Here is an 18,628-nt window from a genome sequence, read left to right as displayed (position 1 = left end):
CATGAAATTTACCCTTTCCTGGCTCAAGGACCATCTCGACACCACGGCGTCGATTGATGAGATCACTTATGCCCTGACCGACCTCGGCCTCGAGGTCGAAGGCGTCGAGAACCCGGCGGCGAAACTGGCCGACTTCACCCTCGGCTATGTGCAATCGGCCGAGAAACACCCCGATGCCGACCGGCTGAACGTCTGTCAGGTGGAGACCGACGAGGGTGTCATGCAGATCATCTGTGGCGCGCCCAATGCCCGCGCGGGCATCACCGTCGTCGTGGCCAAGCCCGGCGTCTATGTGCCGGGGATCGACACCACCATCGGCGTCGGCAAGATCCGCGGCGTGGAGAGCTTTGGCATGATGGCCTCCGAGCGCGAGATGGAACTGAGCGAGGAGCATGACGGCATCATCGAACTGCCCTCGGGCAAGCCCGGTGATCGTTTCATCGACTGGCTGGCCGAGAATGACCCGGCGAAAGTCGACCCGGTGATCGAGATCGCCATCACCCCCAACCGCCCCGATGCGCTCGGCGTGCGCGGCATCGCGCGCGACCTCGCGGCGCGGGGTCTGGGCAAGCTGAAGCCGCGCGACTGCGATGCGGCGGCGGGCAGCTTTGCCTCGCCGATCTCCGTCAGCATCGACGAGGATACGCTCGACGGCTGCCCGGTGTTCTACGGCCGATTGATCCGCGGCGTGAAAAACGGCCCCAGCCCGCAGTGGCTGCAGGATTGCCTGCGCGCCATCGGGTTGCGGCCGATCTCGTTCCTTGTCGATGTGACCAACTTCTTCACCTTCGACCGCAACCGCCCGCTGCATGTCTTCGACGCCGATAAGGTCAAGGGCAACCTGCGCGTGCACCGCGCCAAGGGCGGCGAGCAGATCGCCGCGCTGGATGAGAAGACCTACACCCTGCAGGAGGGCCAGATGGTCATCTCCGACGACAGCGGCGTGGAAAGCATCGCAGGCATCATGGGCGGCGAGGCCACCGGCGTGACCGAGGAGACGGTGAACGTCTTTGTCGAGAGCGCCTATTGGGATCCGGTGCAGATCGCCTATGCGGGCCGCGCGCTGAAGATCAATTCGGACGCGCGCTACCGGTTCGAGCGCGGCGTCGACCCGGCCTTCACGCCCGAGGGGCTTGAGCATGCCACGCGGATGATCCTCGATCACGCGGGCGGCGAGGCTTCCGAGGTCGTGGTCGCGGGGCAGGTGCCGGACACATCGCGCGCCTACAAGCTCGACGCCGCGCGGGTGCAATCGCTTGTCGGCATGACGATCCCCGAAAGCGCGCAGCGCGAGACGCTGACCGCGCTTGGCTTCGTACTCGACGGCGACATGGCGCAGGTGCCAAGCTGGCGGCCGGACGTGCAGGGCGAGGCCGATCTGGTCGAAGAGGTCGCGCGCATCGCTTCGCTGACGCAGCTTGAAGGCAAGCCCCTGCCGCGCCTGACCACGGGCGTGCCGCGCCCGGTGCTTTCGCCCATGCAACGCCGCGTGGAGACCGCACGGCGTACGGCCGCGGCGCTCGGCTACAACGAATGCGTGAGCTACAGCTTCATTGACCAAGCCTCGGCAGCGCTGTTTGGCGGTGGCACCGATGCGACGCGGCTGGAGAACCCGATCTCCGCCGACATGAGCCACATGCGCCCCGACCTGCTGCCGGGCCTGTTGCAGGCCGCCGCCCGCAATCAGGCGCGCGGCTTTGCCGACATGGCGCTGTTCGAGGTCGGCCCCGCCTTCTCTGGCGGTGAGCCGGGCGAGGAGCAGGTCATGGTCTCTGGCCTTCTGGTCGGTCGCACCGGGCCGCGCGACGTGCATGGCGCGGCGCGCGCCGTGGATGTCTTCGACGTCAAGGCCGATGCCGAGGCGGTACTGGCCGCCATTGGTGCGCCCGCCAAGGTGCAGATCCTGCGTGGCGCTGATGAGTGGTGGCACCCGGGCCGTCACGGCAAGATCTGCCTCGGCCCGAAAAAGGTGCTCGGCGTCTTCGGCGAGGTGCATCCGCGCGTTCTGGCGGCGATGGACGTGAAAGGTCCGGCGATGGCCTTCACCCTCTACCCCGCCGAAGTGCCGCTGCCGCGCAACACCGGCGCCACGCGCCCGGCGCTGCAGATCAGCGACCTGCAGGCGGTCGAGCGTGACTTCGCCTTTGTGATCGACGCCGATGTCGAGGCGCTGACGCTGGTCAATGCCGCCAAGGGCGCCGACAAGAATCTGATCGAAGACGTCCGCGTCTTCGACGAGTTCATCGGCGGCAGCCTCGGCGAGGGCAAGAAATCCCTCGCCCTCACCGTGCGCCTGCAGCCCAGCGACAAGACGCTGAAGGATGCAGACATCGAGGCCGTGGGTGCTAAGGTGGTCGAGAAGGTGACCAAGGCCACCGGCGGCGTGCTGCGCGGCTGAATCAAGGAAGGACCGAAGCGATGAAAGTCTACCTCTCCGGTGAGATCCACACCGATTGGCGCGAACAGATCACTGAAGGGGCCAAGGGTCTCGACGTGACCTTTACCGCACCCGTCACCGACCACGCCGCCTCTGATGACTGCGGCGTGGCGATCCTCGGGCCGGAGGACGACAAGTTCTGGCACGACCGCAAGGGCGCGCAGATCAACGCGATCCGCACCCGCAAGGCGATTGCCGAGGCGGATGTCGTCGTCGTGCGTTTCGGCGATCAATACAAGCAATGGAACGCGGCCTTCGACGCGGGCTATGCCGCCGCGCTTGGCAAATCGCTGATCATCCTGCACGGCCCCGACCACGCCCATGCGCTGAAAGAGGTCGACGCCGCCGCGCTCGCGGTGGCGTCCGAGCCTGCGCAGGTGGTCGAGATTTTGCGCTATGTGTTGACCGGCACGCTGCCGGGCTGATGCGGATGCAGGGCTAGCCGCATCAAAATTTAACATTTATCAAGGGTTTATACGCAAAACGATTCGGCAGCGAGGTGGACGCCGCTGCTTTGCGGGCTAAACCTTCACGAAGCTGGAGGTTCAGCAGCCCAGATCTGCCCCCCGAAAGGCAGGCCATATCCGACCCCCGCTGTCGTGCCATAGCTGCGCGGCGGGTTAACTTTGGAAGGAGAAGGTCCATTTTAGCCGACACGCCCGCAGAGCAGGACGAGCGTCTTGAGACGCTCTATTCCTACGATATTCTCGATACCGAAGCCGAAGCTGATTTCGACGACATCGTCGAGCTTGCGTCCAAAATCTGCGAAACGCCCGTCTCTCTGATCAGTCTGGTGGATGAAAATCGCCAATGGTTCAAGGCGCGCGTCGGGTTCGAACCGCATGAGACGACCCTTGATCAATCGGTCTGCTCTCATGCCATTCTCGACGAGGGCTATACCGAGATTGCGGATATGGGGGCGGATCCGCGCACCTCGGACAATCCGCTGCATGTTGGCGATCCTCGGGTGAAATTCTACGCCGGCGCAAACCTTGTCGCGCCGAATGGCCAGCCGATTGGCACGCTCTGCGTGCTGGATACCAAGCCGCGGACCTTGACCGATTTCCAGCGCCAAGCGCTGCAAACCCTGTCGCGTCATGTGATGATGCAGTTGGAACTGCGCAAGAAGATCCGCATCGAAGCCGCTTTGCGCGCTGAGATGGACCACCGGGTAAAGAACTCGTTCCAGACCATCGCCTCCCTGCTGCGCATGGCGACACGCAAGGTGCAAGACCCCGACGCCAGGGATGTGCTTGCCCTTGTCGAGCGCCGTTTCGGCGCGGTGGCATCGCTGCATAGTGAATTGATGGGGCAGGGTGGCCGAAGCAAGGTGCAAACCAAGTCCTACCTCGAACAGCTGAACAAGCTCCTCTCTGCCGGCGCGCCGGATCACGTCGCCATCTTTTGCGAGGCCGCGCCGGGTGAGTTGCAGGCCGCGCAGGCATCGGCTCTTGGCATGATCGTGAGCGAATTCGTGGCCAATTCAATCAAACACGCCTTTGCCGGGGACCGGGCAGGGGAGATCAAAAATCTCTCTCCGGCGGCAGGAGGGGTCTTTGGGCTGGCTTTTGGAATGTCGCGACAATGGCTGCGGCCATGACGGTGCCGTTCCGGGGGCCGATAGCACGGGGCTTGGGCGGATGCTGATGGCCACGGCCGCCGAACAGTTGAACGGGCGTCTGACCACCGAGTTTACCAGCGAAGGCGCGCTTTTGCGGGTCTGTTTTCGGGATCAAGCGGCCCGAGAGCCGTAAAACGGGCGATTTATCGGAAAACTTTATTGACCGCTCTACGCGGCAGTCCGCACTATCATGTGAGACAGCGGGGCCATCGGCGCGCAGCAAAATAGGGACAGAACTGTGATTCAAGAATTCAAAGATTTCATCGCCAAGGGCAATGTCATGGACATGGCCGTCGGCATCATCGTCGGCGCGGCCTTCACGGCGATCGTGTCGTCGTTGGTCGCCGATATGATCAACCCGATTGTCGGGCTTTTCACCGGTGGGGTGGATTTCACCAACAACTACGCGGTGCTGTCGGGCGATGTGCCCGCCAATGCTTCGCTTGAGCAGGCACGGGAAGCGGGGGCTTCGGTCTTTGCCTATGGCTCGTTCCTGATGGCCGTGATCAACTTTTTCATCATCTCCTTCGTGGTCTTCATCTTGGTGAAGATGGTGAACCGGGTGAAGGCGGCAGCGGAAAAGCCGGATGAGGTGGCACCAGAGGTCAAGACCGGCCCGTCGCAACTCGATGTATTGCTGGAAATTCGCGACGCATTGAAAACGCGCTGAGCGCGGTTTTCGAAATGGTAAGGCCCGCCACTCTGGCGGGCCTTTTGTTTAGCCGCTGTCGTTCAGCTCGCGATGGCTTGATCCGCGGTGATGCTGTCGATCCCAAGCGCATCGCCCACGGCGGCATAGGTCAGCTTGCCCGCGTGGACGTTTAGCCCAGCTTTGAGGTGCGGGTCATCCGCGCAGGCTTGTTTCCAACCCTTGTCGGCCAGTGCCAGCATGAAGGGCATGGTGGCGTTGCCAAGCGCGATCGTCGAGGTGCGCGCCACGGCGCCGGGCATATTGGCAACGCAGTAGTGCATGATTCCGTCGACCTCATAAACCGGGTCTTGGTGCGTTGTTGCCTTGGAAGTCTCGAAACAGCCGCCTTGGTCGATTGCCACGTCGACCAGCGCCGCGCCGGGTTTGAGTTCGGACAGTTGCGCGCGGCTGATCAGCTTGGGGGCCGCCGCCCCGGGGATCAGCACCGCGCCGATGATCATATCGGCCTGACGCGCCAGTTCGATGGTGTTGCCCGCGCTGGCATAGGCGGTTTTGAAGGTGCCGCCATAGATGTCATCGAGATAGCGCATCCGGGGCAGGGAGCGGTCGAGCACGGTCACATCCGCGCCCATGCCCGCGGCGATGCGGGCCGCATGGGTGCCGACGACGCCGCCGCCGATGACCATAACCTTAGCCGGGCCAACACCGGGCACGCCGCCCATCAGCACGCCGCGCCCGCCATTGGCCTTTTGCAGCGTCCATGCGCCGACCTGGGGGGCCAAACGGCCTGCGACCTCGGACATCGGAGCCAGCAGGGGCAGGCCGCCATTGCGGTCGGTCACCGTCTCATAGGCAATCGCCGTGCAGCCCGATGCCAGCAGATCATGGGTTTGATCCGGGTCGGGCGCGAGATGCAGATAGGTAAAGAGCAATTGCCCTTCGCGTAGCATCTTGCGTTCGCCCGCTTGGGGCTCCTTCACCTTGACGATCATGTCCGCCGTGGCAAAAATTTCCTCGGCCGTGTCGATGATGCGCGCCCCGGCGGCGGTGTAATCCGCATCCTCAAAGCCCGCGCCGACCCCGGCCCCCGCCTGCACGATAACCTCATGCCCGTGGGCAATGGCTTCTTGTGCGGCATTGGGCGTCAGGCCGACGCGGAATTCCTGCGGTTTGATTTCTGTCGGGCATCCGATTTTCATGGGGGTCACTCCTCCTCCGTAGTGGGACAGGCTTATCACATCTGCCTTGCATATCGCTGCGAAATTGGGGTCGCCAAGGGGCGCATCCTTCGAATATAATCGCGCTCAACTACCCCTTTACGCGAAAGTATTGCGCATATGGCCTTGGATGAGATTGATCGGCGTGTTCTGCGGGCTTTGCAGCGCAATGGGCGGATGTCCAATGCCGAATTGTCGGAGGTGGTGCATCTGTCGCCCTCGGCCTGTCATCGCCGTGTGCAGCGGTTGGAAAAGGAAGGGTATATCCGCGATTATGTGGCCCTCTTGGACCCGCGCAAGCTGGATATGCCGACGACGGTCTTTGTTGAGATCACTTTACAGGCGCAGGCCGAAGAGGTGTTGGAGGCTTTCGAGAAGTCGGTCTCGCGCATTCCCGATGTCTTGGAATGTCACCTGATGGCGGGAACGGCGGATTACCTGTTGAAGATCGTGGCCGAGAACACGGAAGATTTCGCCCGGATTCACCGTCAGCATTTGGCGCGGCTGCCCGGCGTGGCGCAGATGCAGTCGAGTTTTGCCCTCAGGACGGTCTGCAAGACCACGGCGCTGCCGGTGTAGTTGGAAAGCCCGGAATCAAGGCCGAAGGCCGCCGGGCAGCGTCAGACCGCCCGAACGGGCTGGCGCTTTTGCAATCGGAGTGCTGGCCCGAAGCCCTTCACATGGGTAGTCGCCATAAACTGCCTAGTTGGAGGGCCTTCGAGCGCCATCCCGCGGTCTGGCGCTGCCCGGCTCCGCTGCGCTCCCCCACAAAACAAAACCCCCGCTGCCAAGGGCACCGGGGGTTCTATATCTGTCGCGTGTCGCGGGGATGATTTACATCATACCTTCGCGTTGCGCTTTTTTGCGTGCCAGCTTACGGGCACGGCGGATCGCTTCAGCTTTCTCGCGCGCTTTTTTCTCGGACGGTTTCTCGAAATGTTGCTTGAGCTTCATTTCACGGAAAACGCCTTCGCGCTGGAGCTTTTTCTTCAGAGCCCGAAGGGCCTGATCGACGTTGTTGTCGCGAACACTAACCTGCATGTGGTTGTCACCACCTTTCTAGGATAAAGTTGCAAGGAATTGCAGGAAATGGACCTATAACAGCCTATATCACGTTTGTCCACCCCATCACGCCGCGATAGGAGCCCGCCATGACACTGCCCAAGGCCGACCCAAAGGACCAATTGCTTGATGCCGCATTGATGCACGTGCCGTTTGACGGCTGGTCGCCCGCGACCTTCAATGCCGCGATCAAAGACAGCGGTCTGGACCCGGCGCTGGCCCGTGCGGTCTGCCCGCGCGGGGCGGTCGATCTCGCCGTGGCCTATCACCGGCGCGGTGACGCCAAGATGGTCGAAGGTTTGGCGCAGGCCGCTCTGTCGGAGTTGCGGTTTAGGGACCGTATCGCCAAGGCGGTGCGCCTGCGGCTCGAAGCCGGGGATCGTGAAGCGATCCGGCGGGGCAGCACGCTCTTTGCCCTGCCGCATCACGCGCCCGAAGGGGCCGGGCTGATTTGGGAGACCAGCGATAAGATTTGGACCGCCCTTGGCGATACTTCGGAAGATGTGAATTGGTACAGCAAGCGGGCCACGCTATCGGGGGTCTATTCGGCCACGCTGCTCTACTGGCTGGGCGATGCCAGCGAGGGGCATCAGGCAACATGGTCTTTCCTCGACCGGCGCATCGACGATGTGATGCAGATCGAAAAGCTCAAATCCCATGTGCGTGAAAGCCCGACGCTGAGCCGTCTGATGGCCGGGCCGAACTGGCTGTTGAGCCATATCAAGGCGCCGCGCGGGCAACGGGATCCCGATCTGCCGGGCCGTTGGACGCCGCCGAGCTGAGGCGCGCTGCGGGCTTCCCCGCCCGGGCGGCAGGTGGTAGGGCGGGGCATCCGGTATTACCACAGGCGCCCGATGACCAACCCGACCCTTCCGCTCATTGATATCGACAGCATCAGCTACACCCCCGGCGGCACGCCGGTGCTGCGGGATGTGAGCTTGAGGTCCGATGCCGCGCGGATTGGAATCCTGGGCCGCAACGGCTCGGGCAAGACTTCTTTTGCGCGGGTTCTGTCGGGGCTCGTGGCCGCCGATGAGGGGCAAGTGCGGATTGCCGGGGTCGATGTGGCCCGGGACCGCCGCCGCGCGATCGGGGCGGTGGGTATCCTGTTTCAGAACCCGGACCATCAGATCATCTTTCCCACCGTGGAAGAGGAACTCGCCTTTGGTCTGCGGCAAATGGGCCAATCCAAGGCCGAGGCCGCGCGGGGGGTGGCGGCGATCCTTGGTCAATTCGACAAGCGCCATTGGGCGCAGGCGTCGATCCACCAACTCTCCCAAGGGCAGCGGCAGTTGGTTTGCCTGATGGCGGTTTTGGCGATGCAGCCGCGGGTGGTTGTGTTGGACGAACCCTTTGCCGGGCTCGACATCCCCACGCGGTTGCACCTTGAACGGGTTTTGGCGGGGCTGGACCTGACCCTGGTCCATATCACCCACGATCCGGCGGCGGTGGCGGCATACGATCACGCCCTTTGGCTGGAGCGCGGCGAGGTCGTCCAGCAAGGCAGCGCCCGCCCGGTGCTGCGCGCCTTTGAAACGCGGATGAAGGAATTGGGGGCGAGCGATGATCTCTCTGACCTCGCCGGTTGAGACCCGCGCCCATGGCTGGCCCGCCGGGGCCAAGCTGGGGGCGCTCTGCGCGGCCACCCTGCTGCTTTTCGGGGTGGAGGAGCCGGTTTGGCAAATCCTCTTCTGTGCGGGGATGCTGCTGCTCTATGCCTTGCCGGGGCGGGCCTTCCTGCGGGCCGGGGTGGGGCGTCTGTGGATGCTCTGGCCTTTCGTCGGGCTGATCCTGCTGTGGCATGTCTTGACCGACGATGCGGAGGCGGGGCTCGTGATCGCGCTGCGGATGGTCACCGCCGTGGGGTTGGCGAACCTTGTCACCATGACCACGAAGCTCAGCGATATGATGGGGGTTGTGCATTGGCTCGCCGCCCCGCTGCGCCGTTTCGGGCTGCGCACGCGCAGCCTTGAGTTGGCCGTGGCGCTGGTGGTGCGTTTCACCCCGGTGCTGGCGGCCAAGGGGCAGATGCTGTCGCTGGCATGGCGGGCGCGGTCGCGCAGGCGGGCGGGCTGGCGCGTGGTGATGCCCTTTACGGTTCTGGCCATTGATGACGCCGAACATGTGGCCGAGGCGCTGCGCGCGCGGGGCGGGCTGTAATGCTTGACCGGGGCAGGGGGGTGGCCTAGGCAATGGAAAATTCAACCCAAGGATACTCCCAATGGAACGCAATCTGACCATGATCGCCCTCTTTGCCGCGTTGATCGCGGCGCTGGGCCTGATTCCGAAATTCACGCTTGGCTTCGGCGTGCCGATCACGGCGCAGTCGCTGGGTGTCATGCTTTGTGGCACGGTGCTGGGCGCATGGCGCGGTGGCCTTGCGGCACTGCTGTTCGTGGCGCTGGTGGCGCTGGGTCTGCCGCTTCTGGCCGGGGGCCGTGGCGGTCTGGGCGTCTTTGCCTCGCCGACCGTGGGTTTCCTCATCGGCTTCCCGATCGGGGCTTTCGTGACCGGCTTTATCATGGACCAGTGGCGCAGCGCGCCGGTGGGCCTCGCGGCTGGGGTGTCGGCGGTCTTGGGCGGCATCCTCGTGGTCTATGCCTTCGGCATCTTTGGCATGATGATGACGCTGAACAAAACGCTGGTCGAGGCAACCCTGCTGGTCCAAGCCTTCATCCCCGGTGACCTGATCAAAGCCGTGCTGGCGGGGTTCATCACCTCCGGTCTGGCCAAGGCGCGCCCCGCAAGCGTGCTGTCGCGCAGCTAAACGATTGGCCCGCTCCCCATGGGGGCGGGCCGCTACAGCCGCATCAGCGCGGCAGAGCCGATCCCCCCGGCGGCGGCAATCGCCGCCAAGCCGGTGCCCGATCCCCGCGCCACCAACTCATGCCACAGCCGCACCGCATTGATCGCGCCCGAGGCGCCAATTGGATGCCCGCGCGCCAAGGCGCCGCCGCCCCTGTTGACGATCCGCGGCGCGATCCCTGCGCCGGTGACGCAGGCGATGGCCTGCACGGCATAGGCCTCCATGATCTCGGCGCGGTTCAGATCGCTGGCTTGCAATCCGGTGCGGCGAAAGACGTCCCCGATGGCCACCAAAGGGGCCAGCCCCGGCTCTTCGAGGCGGCTGCCCTTCGTCGCCGCCGCGATGAGTTCGACTTTCGGCAGGGCGAGGGGCGCCGCCACCCGCTCTGACACGACGACGCAAAAGGCCGCTGCATCGGCGGCGACGGCGGCATTGGCGGCGGTGATGTCGCCGGAAAGCACCTTGGCGCGGCTGCAAAGCGCGGGGGTGAGGCGGCGGGTGAAGGCATCGGTTAAGACGCCCGCGAGCCGCACCAGTTCCGCTTCGGTTGGGGGGTGCGCGCGGGCCTTCGCGTGGCTTTCCACGGCCCAGTCATCCTGTGCGGCGCGGGAAATGCCTTGGGACCAACCTAGCGCCGCGGCAGCCTCCGCCATGTCGGGGTCGCGTTCGGGCCATGGGGTGAAGGGCGCTTGGCTATAGGCCTCAGCCGGGCGGCCATCGGCGAAGGTGCGGTAGCGGATTGGCTGGCGGGAATAGCTTTCGGCCCCGCCCGCCACGACGATTTCGGCGGCGCCAGAAAGGACCATCTGCCGCGCCAGCGCCAGCGCGTCCAGTCCCCCCGCGCATTGCCGGTCGATGCTCAGGCCGGCGACATGTTCGGGCAGCCCCGCAGCCAAGGCGATGCTGCGGGCGGGGTTGCCGCCGGGGCCGAGGGCGGTGCTACAGATCACCTCGTCGACCTGCGCAGAGCCCAGCCCCGCGCGGCTGAGGGCAGCAGTAAGGACCGGCGCGGCAAGCGCGGGTAGGGAAAGATGCGCCAGCGCCCCGCCGCGCGGGACGACCGGGCTGCGGCAGGCCGAGACGATATAGGCGCGGGTCACCTTTGCCCCTCCACCCAGTCCGAAAGCGCGCGCAGGTCGGGCTTGCCCGAGGGCAGCAGGGGAAGGTCGGGGCGGAAATAGACCCGCCGGGGGGAGGCGAGCGGCCCGAGCGTCGCGCGGCAGAGGGCGATGATTTTTTCGGCGGGCGGGTCTCCTGCCGCGGCCTCGACCACCGCGACCAGCTGCTGCCCCCGCAGCGCATCGTCTCGGGGCAGAACCGCGCAGGGCAGGCCGGTTTGGGCGCTGATCACGGCCTCTACCGTTTCGGGGAAAACCAACTGGTCGGCGATCTGCACCATGCGCTGCCGCCGCCCCTTGATCCAGAGGTTGCCCCTTGCATCCAGCGCGCCCATCTCACCCACGGTCACGAAGCCCTCCTGACAGCGGGTCTCTTCGCTGTGGCCGAGGGCGTAGCCATCGAAGAGGTAGGGGCTGCGCACCCAGATCTCGCCAACATCAGTAGCGGGTTCACCCTCTGCATTCAAAAGCCGCAGCTCGACGCCGGGATAGGGGCGGCCCACCGCGCCCTCGGGCGTATCGGCATCGGCCAGCGTGATAAAACTCGTCTCTGCCGCGCCGTAGAAGACATGCACTGCCGCATGGGGGCAGAGCCGCGCCACCGCCACCCGTGTTGCCGTATCAAGCGCGCCGCCGCCGCAAAGAACCAAGCGCAGCGAGGGCAGCGGAGCAGCGGCAGCGCGGGCAAGCAAGCGGAGTTGCGTGGGCGTGGCATAGAGGATCGTCGCCCCGGCCTCGGCAATGTGAGCCGCCTGCCGCCGGGGGGCGTGGTCGGCCAGTACATGCGCGTCGAGGCCAAGATGCAGCGCTTCCAACACCGCATAGAGCGATAGGGAATGGCTGAGCTGCCCCAACACGGCCACGCTGTCGCGGGGGGTAAGGGCGAACCGGTCGGCATTGACCTCAAAACTGGCGATCCACGAGGCTTGGCTGCGGCGGACCGCCTTGGGCCGCCCCGACGCGCCGCCCGTGAGGGTGAGAAAGGCAGCGGGCGGGCAGGCGATGTCATCGGGCAGGGGGCGGTCGCTGAGGCAGAAGGGGGCTTGCTGGATGATCGCTGTGGTTAGGGCCGCCAGCGCATCGAAGGCGGGCGTTGCTGGCAAGGCGCGGAAGCTGTCGTGCTGACGCGTGGGCGCGCGGCGCAGTTCCCGCTCCCCCGCATACAGCCGTGCGGCCTCATGCCAATTGAACCTGCCTTGCGCGCGCATCCGCCTCTCCCTCTTTTGTCGGGTCTCAGATTCCGGGTGCACGCCCCGGGGCCGCCCGTTAGGCTGCGGCGAAACCAGACCCGAGGATACTTCAGACATGACAGAGACCATGCGTGCAATCGAAATCACCGAACCCGGCGGTCCGGACGTTCTGCAAGGCACCACCCGCCCGCGGCCCCAGCCGAAACACGGTCAGGTCATCATCAAGGTCGCCTATGCCGGGGTGAACCGCCCCGATGCGCTGCAGCGCGCGGGCCGCTACGCGCCGCCCGCCACCGCCAGCGATCTGCCGGGGTTGGAAGCCTCGGGCGAGGTGGTCGAAGTCGGGCCGGGGGTGACGACGCTGGCCCCGGGCGATCTGGTTTGCGCCCTGCTGCCCGGCGGCGGCTATGCCGAATATGTGGCCACCCCCGCAGCGCATTGCCTGCCCATTCCCGAAGGCATGGGGCTGAAAGAAGCCGCTTGCCTGCCTGAGACCTTCTTCACCGTCTGGTCGAACCTTTTCATGCGCGGTGGGCTGAAGGCCGGAGAGAAAGTGCTGATTCACGGCGGCTCTTCCGGCATCGGCACCACGGCGATCCAACTGGCGCGCATCTTGGGCGCGCGGGTCTTCGTGACCGCGGGCACCGATAGCAAATGCGCGGCCTGTATGAAGCTGGGGGCCGAGGTGGCGATCAACTACCGGGACACGGATTTCGTCGATGTCATGCAGACCGAGGGCGGCGCGGATGTGATCCTCGACATGGTGGGCGGCAGCTATATCAACCGCAACCTCAAAGCCTTGGCCGAGGACGGCAGGCTGGTGCAGATCGCCTTCCTGCAAGGGGCCAAGCAAGAGGTGAACTTCGTTACGCTGATGACCCGCCGCCTGACCATGACCGGATCGACCCTGCGCCCGCAGAGCGATCTGGCCAAGGCGCGGATTGCTCAGGAGCTTTTGCAGAACGTCTGGCCCCTGTTGGAACAGGGCCGCGTCGCGCCGGTGATGGACAGCACCTATGACCTGTCCGAGGCGAATGACGCGCATCGCCGGATGGAGGCAAGCGGCCATATCGGCAAGATCGTCCTGAAGGTGGGCGGTGAACTGCAAGGTGAAGAAGATCAGTAAAACTTGAGACAGTAACGAATTGTTAACCAGTATTTCGTTTACTGTAGGCACGGGTGGCCGGGACGCTGACCACCCGTGTTGGAGAGAGAGCCGAAAGGCATTGAATGCGGGGGAGGAAATTACGCCTCTCCCGTTTTCGCCAGAACATTGGCCCGGTTGGGTCTAGCGCAGAGGGGTGAACAGCGCGTTATCAAGCGTGCAGTCCCGCCGAACGTCCGGTCCGCAGGGGATGAACTCAAGGTCGCGGGACAGGCAGATGCGCGCCTCTTGGATGTGCCCTTGCTTGCAGGTGATGGTGATCCCCTGCGCGGTCAGGTCCGGGTTCGCTTTGAGGAAGGCTTCCTCCACCACCGCCGCGGGGAGGGACACGGTACGGTCGAGCTTGCGAAAGACCTCGGGGCGCTTGATGCGGGCGTAGGCCTCCCGCGAGAGGGCGAAATAATCCGCTGGGGCCAAACCGCTGCAAGAGCCGTGCTTCTTCCACTGGTGCCATGCCAAGCCGCCGGTGCCCATGATATCGGCCATCGCCCCGGTCTGGGCGCGGCTGGGCGGGCGGCGGCCGCTTTGGCAATAGGATGGGTATCCCCGCGCGAACTGGGGCCAGAGGCCATGTAGGGTCCAACCGTGGTCTTTCGCGGCATCGCATTGCGGAGATTGCCGCGCGTCGCCGGTCAATTCGCACCAATTGGGCGACCATGACAGGGACATGACGTAGTAGTCGAATTTGCCCGAACGCTCCCCTTCAGCCAGCGTGACAGCGGGGGCGATCAGCCCGAGGATCAGCAGACAGGCGCGCAGTGGCCGCATTGGGTCTTCCCTTATGACGTTTGAGCCAGTATACAGCCGCCAACTTCCCCGACAATGGAGACCGTTCTGCCCAGCAGGACAGCCTTTCAGGCGACGGGAAAATTGCGTTTTTAGGAGAGTGACATGGCAAAACCGATTATGGCCAAAGCCACCGCCGTTTGGCTCGTGGACAATACCACCATCAGCTTCAAGCAGATCGCCGATTTCGTCGGCATGCATGAACTCGAAGTGCAGGGCATTGCCGATGGCGACGTGGCGCAGGGCGTGAAGGGGTTTGATCCGGTTGCCAACAACCAGCTGACGCAGGAAGAGATCGACGCGGCGCAGGACAACCCACTGCATAAGCTGAAGCTCAAGTTCAACGCTGCCGCCGAGGGCGAAGAGAAACGCCGCGGCCCGCGCTATACCCCGCTCAGCAAACGTCAGGACCGTCCGGCGTCGATCCTGTGGCTGGTCAAGTTCCACCCCGAACTTTCCGATGGTCAGGTCAGCAAACTGGTGGGCACCACCAAGCCGACGATCCAAGCGATTCGCGAGCGCACACATTGGAACATCGCCAACATCCAGCCGATTGACCCGGTTGCCCTTGGCCTGTGCAAACAGTCCGAGCTTGACGCCGCCGTGCAAAAGGCCGCCGCGAAGAAGGCCGCTGCGGGCGAGGTGATGAACGACGACGAGCGTCGCAAGCTGGTCTCGACCGAGCAGAGCCTTGGCATGGAGAGCGAGCCGAAGATCCCCACGGCCATCGAAGGGCTGGAGACCTTCACCCTGTCGGGCAACAGCGCGGATGACGAGGAAGAAGAGAGCCACACCAAGGGCGATTACTCCGATGCCGACAGCTTCTTCTCGTTGCCCGACAGCAGTGACGAAGACGATGAGGACGAAGACAAAGCCAAGGGCTAAGCCCTCTCAGGCCCCTCTCAGGCCGGTGTGGTGAAAGGAACTTTCGCCGTAAAGATGTGTTGAATTGACAGGGCGTCGGGATTTCCGACGCCCTGTTTTACTTTGCAAGAAAGGGTGCATCGCGCCGGGGGATGGAATTGGAAACGGCATTGGACTGGGTGATCTGGGGGCTGGCGGGCTTGCTGATACTGGGCAGCCTGCTGCCGCTGAGCAAGCTGCCCTTCGGGGCGATCCGCGGGCTGGCCTTTCCTCGGGAACAGTTCCTCGGTCTGGCGCTGGTGCTGGCAATCGGTTTCGCCCTGTCACAGGGGGTGACAACACCTTCGGGCATCGCCGGGATTGCGCTGATGCTGGGTGTCGCAGCGCTTCAGGCGCTTTACATCACCAAGTTCACCCCGCTGTGGCGCAAACAGTCTTTGGCGGCCTCGCCCGCGTTGCGTCGCGCGACGGACCGGCAGTTCAGCCTGCTGGCCGCCAATGTCAAAAAGTCCAACCGCGATTACGGCAAACTGATCGCATTGGTCGAGGCGCGGGTGCCGGATATCTTCATGGCAATCGAGGTGGATCAGGCCTGGATCGACGCGCTGGATGAGGGTTTGGGCAAGAACTACGGGCACCGCGTCGACGTGCCGCTCGACAATGGCTATGGGCTCTGCCTCAGGTCGAAACTGCCGCTGTCGGAGGTTGAAGTGCGGGAGTTGGTTACCAAAGAAGTGCCCTCCATCCGCGCCCGTGTGCATCTGCCGGTGGGGGAGGATTTCCGCCTCTACGTCGTCCATCCCGAGCCGCCTGTGATCGAACATGACACCAAAGGGCGCGACAGTGAGATCGCCTTGGTCGGTATCGAGGCCGAGAAAGATCCGTTGCCCGCCGTGGTCTCGGGCGATTTGAACGATGTCGCTTGGTCGACCACGACGCGGCGCTTTCAGCGGTTCTCGGGGCTCTTGGACCCGCGGGTGGGGCGGGGCATGTACAACACTTTCAGCGCGACGATGCCTTGGATGCGCTGGCCTTTGGATCACCTTTTCCACGATCCGCAGTTCCGTTTGCTAGAGATGGACCGTTTGGACAAGATCGGATCGGACCACTTCCCGATGTGGTTCGTCCTTGCCATGGCCGAGACCGAAGCCGCCGAAAGCGACCCCGAAGAAACCAACCCGGATGAAGAGCAAGAGGCCGTGAATATGATCAAAGAAGAACAGAAAAGAGACCGTGAACCGATCGGCAGCGATTGGGAGGATGAGGAAAACTAACAATTTGCCCTAGGGGCAATTTTACCCCTTGTACGAATCCAAAAACGGCGTATGTGGCGCGTTACAGACGCCAACGCACGCGCCTCTGGCCGGTCAGTTCCTACTCTGACTGACCCGCGTTTATGTAGCGACGGTAACGTCTCTTGAAACGACACGCGGGGAACCAGCCCCACCTGCTCTTTGGAGATGACCATGAATGCTACAGTCCCCGGCGCCCTGCGCGCCGCACCGTCCTTTCACGCCGACCCAGCTGCGGCCTATATCGCCGCCAACAGCTTTGACAAGCCGACGCTTGTGATCAGCCGTGACCGCGTGGCCGCGCAATATGACGCGCTGCACAAAGGTCTGGGCGAGGCGCATATCCATTACGCGGTGAAGGCGAACCCGGCGCCGGAAATCATTCGTCTGCTGGTCAACAAAGGCTCTGGCTTTGATGCAGCCTCGCGGGCCGAGATCGAACTGTGCCTGAGCCAAGGGGCCAAGCCCGAGAACATCTCTTTCGGCAATACCATCAAACGTGCCTCGGACATCGCTTTTGCCCATTCGGCGGGGGTGACCCTGTTTGCGGCGGATAGCGAAGCCGAATTGGACAAGATCGCCGCCCATGCGCCGGGCGCGCGGGTTTACCTGCGCTTGATCGTCGAAAACTCCATGGCCGATTGGCCGCTCAGCCGCAAATTCGGCTGTGCCGGTTCGGCGCTGCCTGCGCTGCTGAACCATGCGGTTGCCGTGGGCCTCGTGCCCTTTGGCCTGTCCTTTCACGTCGGCTCGCAAACCCGCAAGGCGGAGTTCTGGAACCCGGTGCTGGATCAGGTGGCCCCGCTGTGGCACGCCGCCCGTGCGGATGGCCATGACCTGCAACTGCTGAACCTCGGCGGCGGTTTTCCGGCTTTCTATGGCGAAAACATCGAAGCGCCCCGCGCCTATGCGGCCGCCGTGATGCGCGCCGTCAAAGCCCGCTTTGGCGATGTCGCGCAGGTGATGGCGGAGCCAGGCCGTGGTCTGGTGGCCGAGGCGGGGCATATCGCTGCCGAAGTCATGCTGGTCAGCCGTAAATCCGCGGACGATCTGCACCGCTGGGTCTATCTGGATATCGGCCGCTTTTCGGGTCTGGCGGAAACTGAGGGCGAAGCGATTCGCTATCAGATCGTCACACCGCATGACGGGGAAGAGACCGGACCCTGCGTTTTGGCCGGCCCCTCCTGCGATTCGGCGGATATTCTCTATGAAAAACGCCCGATCCACCTGCCTTTGGCCCTGCGCGATGGCGATAAAGTGATGATTCGTGCTTGCGGAGCCTACACAAGCTCTTACAGTTCGGTTGGGTTCAATGGATTTCCGCCGCTTGATGTGATCGTGCTCTGACAGCGCGATCTGCGTCGCCCCGGAAAAGGGCCGTCTGCTTTGGGAGGAGCGGGCGGCCCGCTTTGATTCTGGGAGGGGCTAAAGCGACTTGCGCGCCTGCATCGCGGCGGTGATCGTCCCGTCGTCGAGGTAGTCCAACTCCCCGCCGATCGGTACACCTTGGGCGAGCGACGTCAGCCGCACGCGGCCCTCCAATTGATCCGCGATGTAATGTGCCGTGGTCTGCCCGTCGATCGTGGCGTTGAGCGCGAGGATCACCTCCGTCACCCCTTCGGTATCGATCCGGTCCACGAGACGCGGGATGCGCAATTCCTGCGGGCCGATGGCATCGAGCGCCGAGAGCGTGCCGCCCAGCACATGATAGCGCCCCTTGAACACGCCCGAGCGCTCCATCGCCCAGAGATCGGCCACGTCTTCGACCACGCAAAGCTCTCCGTTCGCGCGTTTTTCGGAGGTGCAGATGTCGCAGATGTCGGCGGTGCCGACGTTGCCGCAGTTCAGACATTCGCGTGCCGTGGCGGCGACGGTCTGCATCAGGTCGGACAGGGGCGTCAGCAAAAGCGCACGTTTGCGGATCAGGTGCAGTACCGCGCGCCGGGCCGAGCGGGGGCCAAGGCCGGGCAGTTTCGCCATCAGCTCGATCAGGGCGTCAATATCGCGGGTAGAGCTCAAGGATGGCACCTATGGGCGTTGAAAGAGGGGCGGGACCGGCCCGCCCCACCGGGATCAGAAGGGCAGTTTCATGCCCGCGGGAAGGCCCATGCCTTCGGTCAGCTTGCTCATCTCGGCCTGGGCGCGTTCCGAGGCTTTGCTCTGCGCGTCTTTGATGGCGGCGAGGATCAGGTCTTCGACCACTTCCTTTTCGTCCTTGTTGAAGATCGACGGGTCGATATCGAGCCCCTTCAACTCACCCTTGGCGCTACAGGTCGCTTTGACGAGGCCCGCACCGGATTCACCTTCGACGGTGATGTTGTGCATCTCCTCTTGCAGCTCGGCCATCTTGCCCTGCATTTCCTGCGCTTTTTTCATCATCCCGGCCATATCACCGAGGCCGCCTAATCCCTTGAGCAT

At 64.0% G+C, this 18,628-nt stretch carries 21 protein-coding genes; 14 read left to right on the top strand and 7 right to left on the bottom strand.

The annotated features are described in order from the left end of the window. Position 1 precedes the first annotated feature (1 nt). The 5 genes from pheT (at position 2) to mscL (ending at position 4,728) form a co-directional block, all read left to right on the top strand. Positions 2–2,398 (top strand): phenylalanine--tRNA ligase subunit beta, encoded by a 2,397-nt coding sequence (pheT, locus tag ACGYLC_RS00515; protein WP_394421010.1) that lies wholly within the window; start codon positions 2–4, stop codon positions 2,396–2,398. Positions 2,399–2,418: 20 nt separating this feature from the next. After that, positions 2,419–2,862: a YtoQ family protein gene (locus tag ACGYLC_RS00510; RefSeq protein WP_394403295.1), complete on the top strand. Its 444-nt coding sequence runs from the start codon at positions 2,419–2,421 to the stop codon at positions 2,860–2,862. An 89-nt stretch (positions 2,863–2,951) separates the two neighbouring features. Beyond that, complete coding sequence (locus tag ACGYLC_RS00505) at positions 2,952–4,037, top strand: histidine kinase dimerization/phosphoacceptor domain -containing protein (RefSeq protein ID WP_394421008.1); 1,086 nt, start codon at positions 2,952–2,954, stop codon at positions 4,035–4,037. After that, complete coding sequence (locus ACGYLC_RS00500) at positions 3,994–4,191, top strand: hypothetical protein (protein WP_394421007.1); 198 nt, start codon at positions 3,994–3,996, stop codon at positions 4,189–4,191. The genes ACGYLC_RS00505 and ACGYLC_RS00500 overlap by 44 nt, the downstream gene beginning before the upstream one ends. A 105-nt stretch (positions 4,192–4,296) precedes the next feature. Then, positions 4,297–4,728, top strand: coding sequence for a large conductance mechanosensitive channel protein MscL (gene mscL / locus ACGYLC_RS00495; RefSeq protein ID WP_394402595.1), 432 nt, complete (start codon positions 4,297–4,299; stop codon positions 4,726–4,728). Positions 4,729–4,790: 62 nt separating this feature from the next. On the opposite strand, the gene ald is transcribed toward mscL, so the two are convergent. Then, on the bottom strand, positions 4,791–5,909 hold the full coding sequence (ald, locus tag ACGYLC_RS00490; protein ID WP_394421005.1) for an alanine dehydrogenase: 1,119 nt from the start codon (positions 5,907–5,909) through the stop codon (positions 4,791–4,793). Between the two features lie 138 nt (positions 5,910–6,047). On the opposite strand from ald, the gene ACGYLC_RS00485 reads away from it, so the two are divergent. Then, positions 6,048–6,506, top strand: a complete 459-nt coding sequence (locus ACGYLC_RS00485) for an Lrp/AsnC family transcriptional regulator (RefSeq protein ID WP_120351940.1) — start codon at positions 6,048–6,050, stop codon at positions 6,504–6,506. A 255-nt stretch (positions 6,507–6,761) separates the two neighbouring features. Here the strand turns inward: ACGYLC_RS00485 and rpsU are convergent, their stop codons facing one another. After that, the gene (gene rpsU / locus ACGYLC_RS00480) at positions 6,762–6,968 is read right to left on the bottom strand and encodes a 30S ribosomal protein S21 (RefSeq protein ID WP_007118112.1); all 207 of its coding nucleotides are present in this window, start codon (positions 6,966–6,968) and stop codon (positions 6,762–6,764) included. A 110-nt stretch (positions 6,969–7,078) separates the two neighbouring features. Here rpsU and ACGYLC_RS00475 point away from each other — a divergent pair, with 110 nt between their 5' ends. The 4 genes from ACGYLC_RS00475 (at position 7,079) to ACGYLC_RS00460 (ending at position 9,756) form a co-directional block, all read left to right on the top strand. Continuing rightward, positions 7,079–7,771, top strand: coding sequence for a COQ9 family protein (locus ACGYLC_RS00475; protein WP_394421003.1), 693 nt, complete (start codon positions 7,079–7,081; stop codon positions 7,769–7,771). A 72-nt stretch (positions 7,772–7,843) separates the two neighbouring features. Beyond that, the gene (locus ACGYLC_RS00470; protein WP_394421000.1) at positions 7,844–8,578 is read left to right on the top strand and encodes an energy-coupling factor ABC transporter ATP-binding protein; all 735 of its coding nucleotides are present in this window, start codon (positions 7,844–7,846) and stop codon (positions 8,576–8,578) included. Then, positions 8,553–9,149, top strand: a complete 597-nt coding sequence (locus ACGYLC_RS00465; protein WP_394420998.1) for an energy-coupling factor transporter transmembrane protein EcfT — start codon at positions 8,553–8,555, stop codon at positions 9,147–9,149. Before ACGYLC_RS00470 ends, ACGYLC_RS00465 begins: the two co-directional genes overlap by 26 nt. A gap of 61 nt (positions 9,150–9,210) precedes the next feature. Continuing rightward, positions 9,211–9,756 carry a biotin transporter BioY gene (locus tag ACGYLC_RS00460; protein WP_394402585.1) on the top strand — a complete coding sequence of 182 codons (546 nt, stop codon included), beginning with the start codon at positions 9,211–9,213 and terminating at the stop codon, positions 9,754–9,756. Between the two features lie 32 nt (positions 9,757–9,788). On the opposite strand, the gene ACGYLC_RS00455 is transcribed toward ACGYLC_RS00460, so the two are convergent. Together ACGYLC_RS00455 and ACGYLC_RS00450 are read right to left on the bottom strand one after the other, a co-directional pair. Then, entirely contained in the window at positions 9,789–10,895 is a 1,107-nt protein-coding gene (locus ACGYLC_RS00455) for an acetyl-CoA C-acyltransferase (protein WP_394420997.1), read from the bottom strand. After that, complete coding sequence (locus tag ACGYLC_RS00450; RefSeq protein WP_394420995.1) at positions 10,892–12,121, bottom strand: class I adenylate-forming enzyme family protein; 1,230 nt, start codon at positions 12,119–12,121, stop codon at positions 10,892–10,894. Before ACGYLC_RS00450 ends, ACGYLC_RS00455 begins: the two co-directional genes overlap by 4 nt. Positions 12,122–12,218: 97 nt before the next feature. Between ACGYLC_RS00450 and ACGYLC_RS00445 the strand changes: the two genes are divergently transcribed. Beyond that, positions 12,219–13,229, top strand: a complete 1,011-nt coding sequence (locus ACGYLC_RS00445; RefSeq protein WP_394420994.1) for an NAD(P)H-quinone oxidoreductase — start codon at positions 12,219–12,221, stop codon at positions 13,227–13,229. A gap of 162 nt (positions 13,230–13,391) precedes the next feature. On the opposite strand, the gene ACGYLC_RS00440 is transcribed toward ACGYLC_RS00445, so the two are convergent. Further along, the gene (locus tag ACGYLC_RS00440) at positions 13,392–14,036 is read right to left on the bottom strand and encodes a ribonuclease T (RefSeq protein ID WP_394420992.1); all 645 of its coding nucleotides are present in this window, start codon (positions 14,034–14,036) and stop codon (positions 13,392–13,394) included. Between the two features lie 123 nt (positions 14,037–14,159). Here ACGYLC_RS00440 and ACGYLC_RS00435 point away from each other — a divergent pair, with 123 nt between their 5' ends. From ACGYLC_RS00435 to ACGYLC_RS00425, 3 genes are all read left to right on the top strand, one after another. Beyond that, entirely contained in the window at positions 14,160–14,939 is a 780-nt protein-coding gene (locus tag ACGYLC_RS00435; protein WP_394402576.1) for a DUF1013 domain-containing protein, read from the top strand. A 131-nt stretch (positions 14,940–15,070) separates the two neighbouring features. Then, a complete protein-coding gene (locus ACGYLC_RS00430) occupies positions 15,071–16,192 on the top strand; it encodes an endonuclease/exonuclease/phosphatase family protein (protein ID WP_394420990.1) in 1,122 nt (373 codons plus the stop codon). A gap of 186 nt (positions 16,193–16,378) precedes the next feature. After that, positions 16,379–17,557 (top strand): type III PLP-dependent enzyme, encoded by a 1,179-nt coding sequence (locus ACGYLC_RS00425; protein WP_394420989.1) that lies wholly within the window; start codon positions 16,379–16,381, stop codon positions 17,555–17,557. A gap of 78 nt (positions 17,558–17,635) precedes the next feature. Here the strand turns inward: ACGYLC_RS00425 and recR are convergent, their stop codons facing one another. Continuing rightward, complete coding sequence (recR, locus tag ACGYLC_RS00420; protein ID WP_174860611.1) at positions 17,636–18,229, bottom strand: recombination mediator RecR; 594 nt, start codon at positions 18,227–18,229, stop codon at positions 17,636–17,638. A 54-nt stretch (positions 18,230–18,283) separates the two neighbouring features. Further along, positions 18,284–18,628: a YbaB/EbfC family nucleoid-associated protein gene (locus ACGYLC_RS00415; protein WP_007118099.1), complete on the bottom strand. Its 345-nt coding sequence runs from the start codon at positions 18,626–18,628 to the stop codon at positions 18,284–18,286.

Origin of the sequence: Sulfitobacter sp. 1A12157 (assembly GCF_043557345.1) — a bacterium.
Classification (GTDB): domain Bacteria; phylum Pseudomonadota; class Alphaproteobacteria; order Rhodobacterales; family Rhodobacteraceae; genus Sulfitobacter.
The sequence above is the reverse complement of the archived record's forward strand: the minus strand, read 5'-3'. Positions and strand labels throughout refer to the sequence as shown.

Bases quoted from the DNA above. Each gene is read 5' to 3' on its own strand.
- pheT (WP_394421010.1), top strand. From the start codon at position 2: ATGAAATTTACCCTTTCCTGGCTCAAGGACCATCTCGACACCACGGCG.
- ACGYLC_RS00510 (WP_394403295.1), top strand. From the start codon at position 2,419: ATGAAAGTCTACCTCTCCGGTGAGATCCACACCGATTGGCGCGAACAG.
- ald (WP_394421005.1), bottom strand. From the start codon at position 5,909: ATGAAAATCGGATGCCCGACAGAAATCAAACCGCAGGAATTCCGCGTC.
- ACGYLC_RS00485 (WP_120351940.1), top strand. From the start codon at position 6,048: ATGGCCTTGGATGAGATTGATCGGCGTGTTCTGCGGGCTTTGCAGCGC.
- rpsU (WP_007118112.1), bottom strand. From the start codon at position 6,968: ATGCAGGTTAGTGTTCGCGACAACAACGTCGATCAGGCCCTTCGGGCT.
- ACGYLC_RS00475 (WP_394421003.1), top strand. From the start codon at position 7,079: ATGACACTGCCCAAGGCCGACCCAAAGGACCAATTGCTTGATGCCGCA.
- ACGYLC_RS00470 (WP_394421000.1), top strand. From the start codon at position 7,844: ATGACCAACCCGACCCTTCCGCTCATTGATATCGACAGCATCAGCTAC.
- ACGYLC_RS00465 (WP_394420998.1), top strand. From the start codon at position 8,553: ATGATCTCTCTGACCTCGCCGGTTGAGACCCGCGCCCATGGCTGGCCC.
- ACGYLC_RS00460 (WP_394402585.1), top strand. From the start codon at position 9,211: ATGGAACGCAATCTGACCATGATCGCCCTCTTTGCCGCGTTGATCGCG.
- ACGYLC_RS00450 (WP_394420995.1), bottom strand. From the start codon at position 12,121: ATGCGCGCGCAAGGCAGGTTCAATTGGCATGAGGCCGCACGGCTGTAT.
- ACGYLC_RS00445 (WP_394420994.1), top strand. From the start codon at position 12,219: ATGACAGAGACCATGCGTGCAATCGAAATCACCGAACCCGGCGGTCCG.
- ACGYLC_RS00440 (WP_394420992.1), bottom strand. From the start codon at position 14,036: ATGCGGCCACTGCGCGCCTGTCTGCTGATCCTCGGGCTGATCGCCCCC.
- ACGYLC_RS00435 (WP_394402576.1), top strand. From the start codon at position 14,160: ATGGCAAAACCGATTATGGCCAAAGCCACCGCCGTTTGGCTCGTGGAC.
- ACGYLC_RS00430 (WP_394420990.1), top strand. From the start codon at position 15,071: ATGGAATTGGAAACGGCATTGGACTGGGTGATCTGGGGGCTGGCGGGC.
- ACGYLC_RS00425 (WP_394420989.1), top strand. From the start codon at position 16,379: ATGACCATGAATGCTACAGTCCCCGGCGCCCTGCGCGCCGCACCGTCC.
- ACGYLC_RS00415 (WP_007118099.1), bottom strand. From the start codon at position 18,628: ATGCTCAAGGGATTAGGCGGCCTCGGTGATATGGCCGGGATGATGAAA.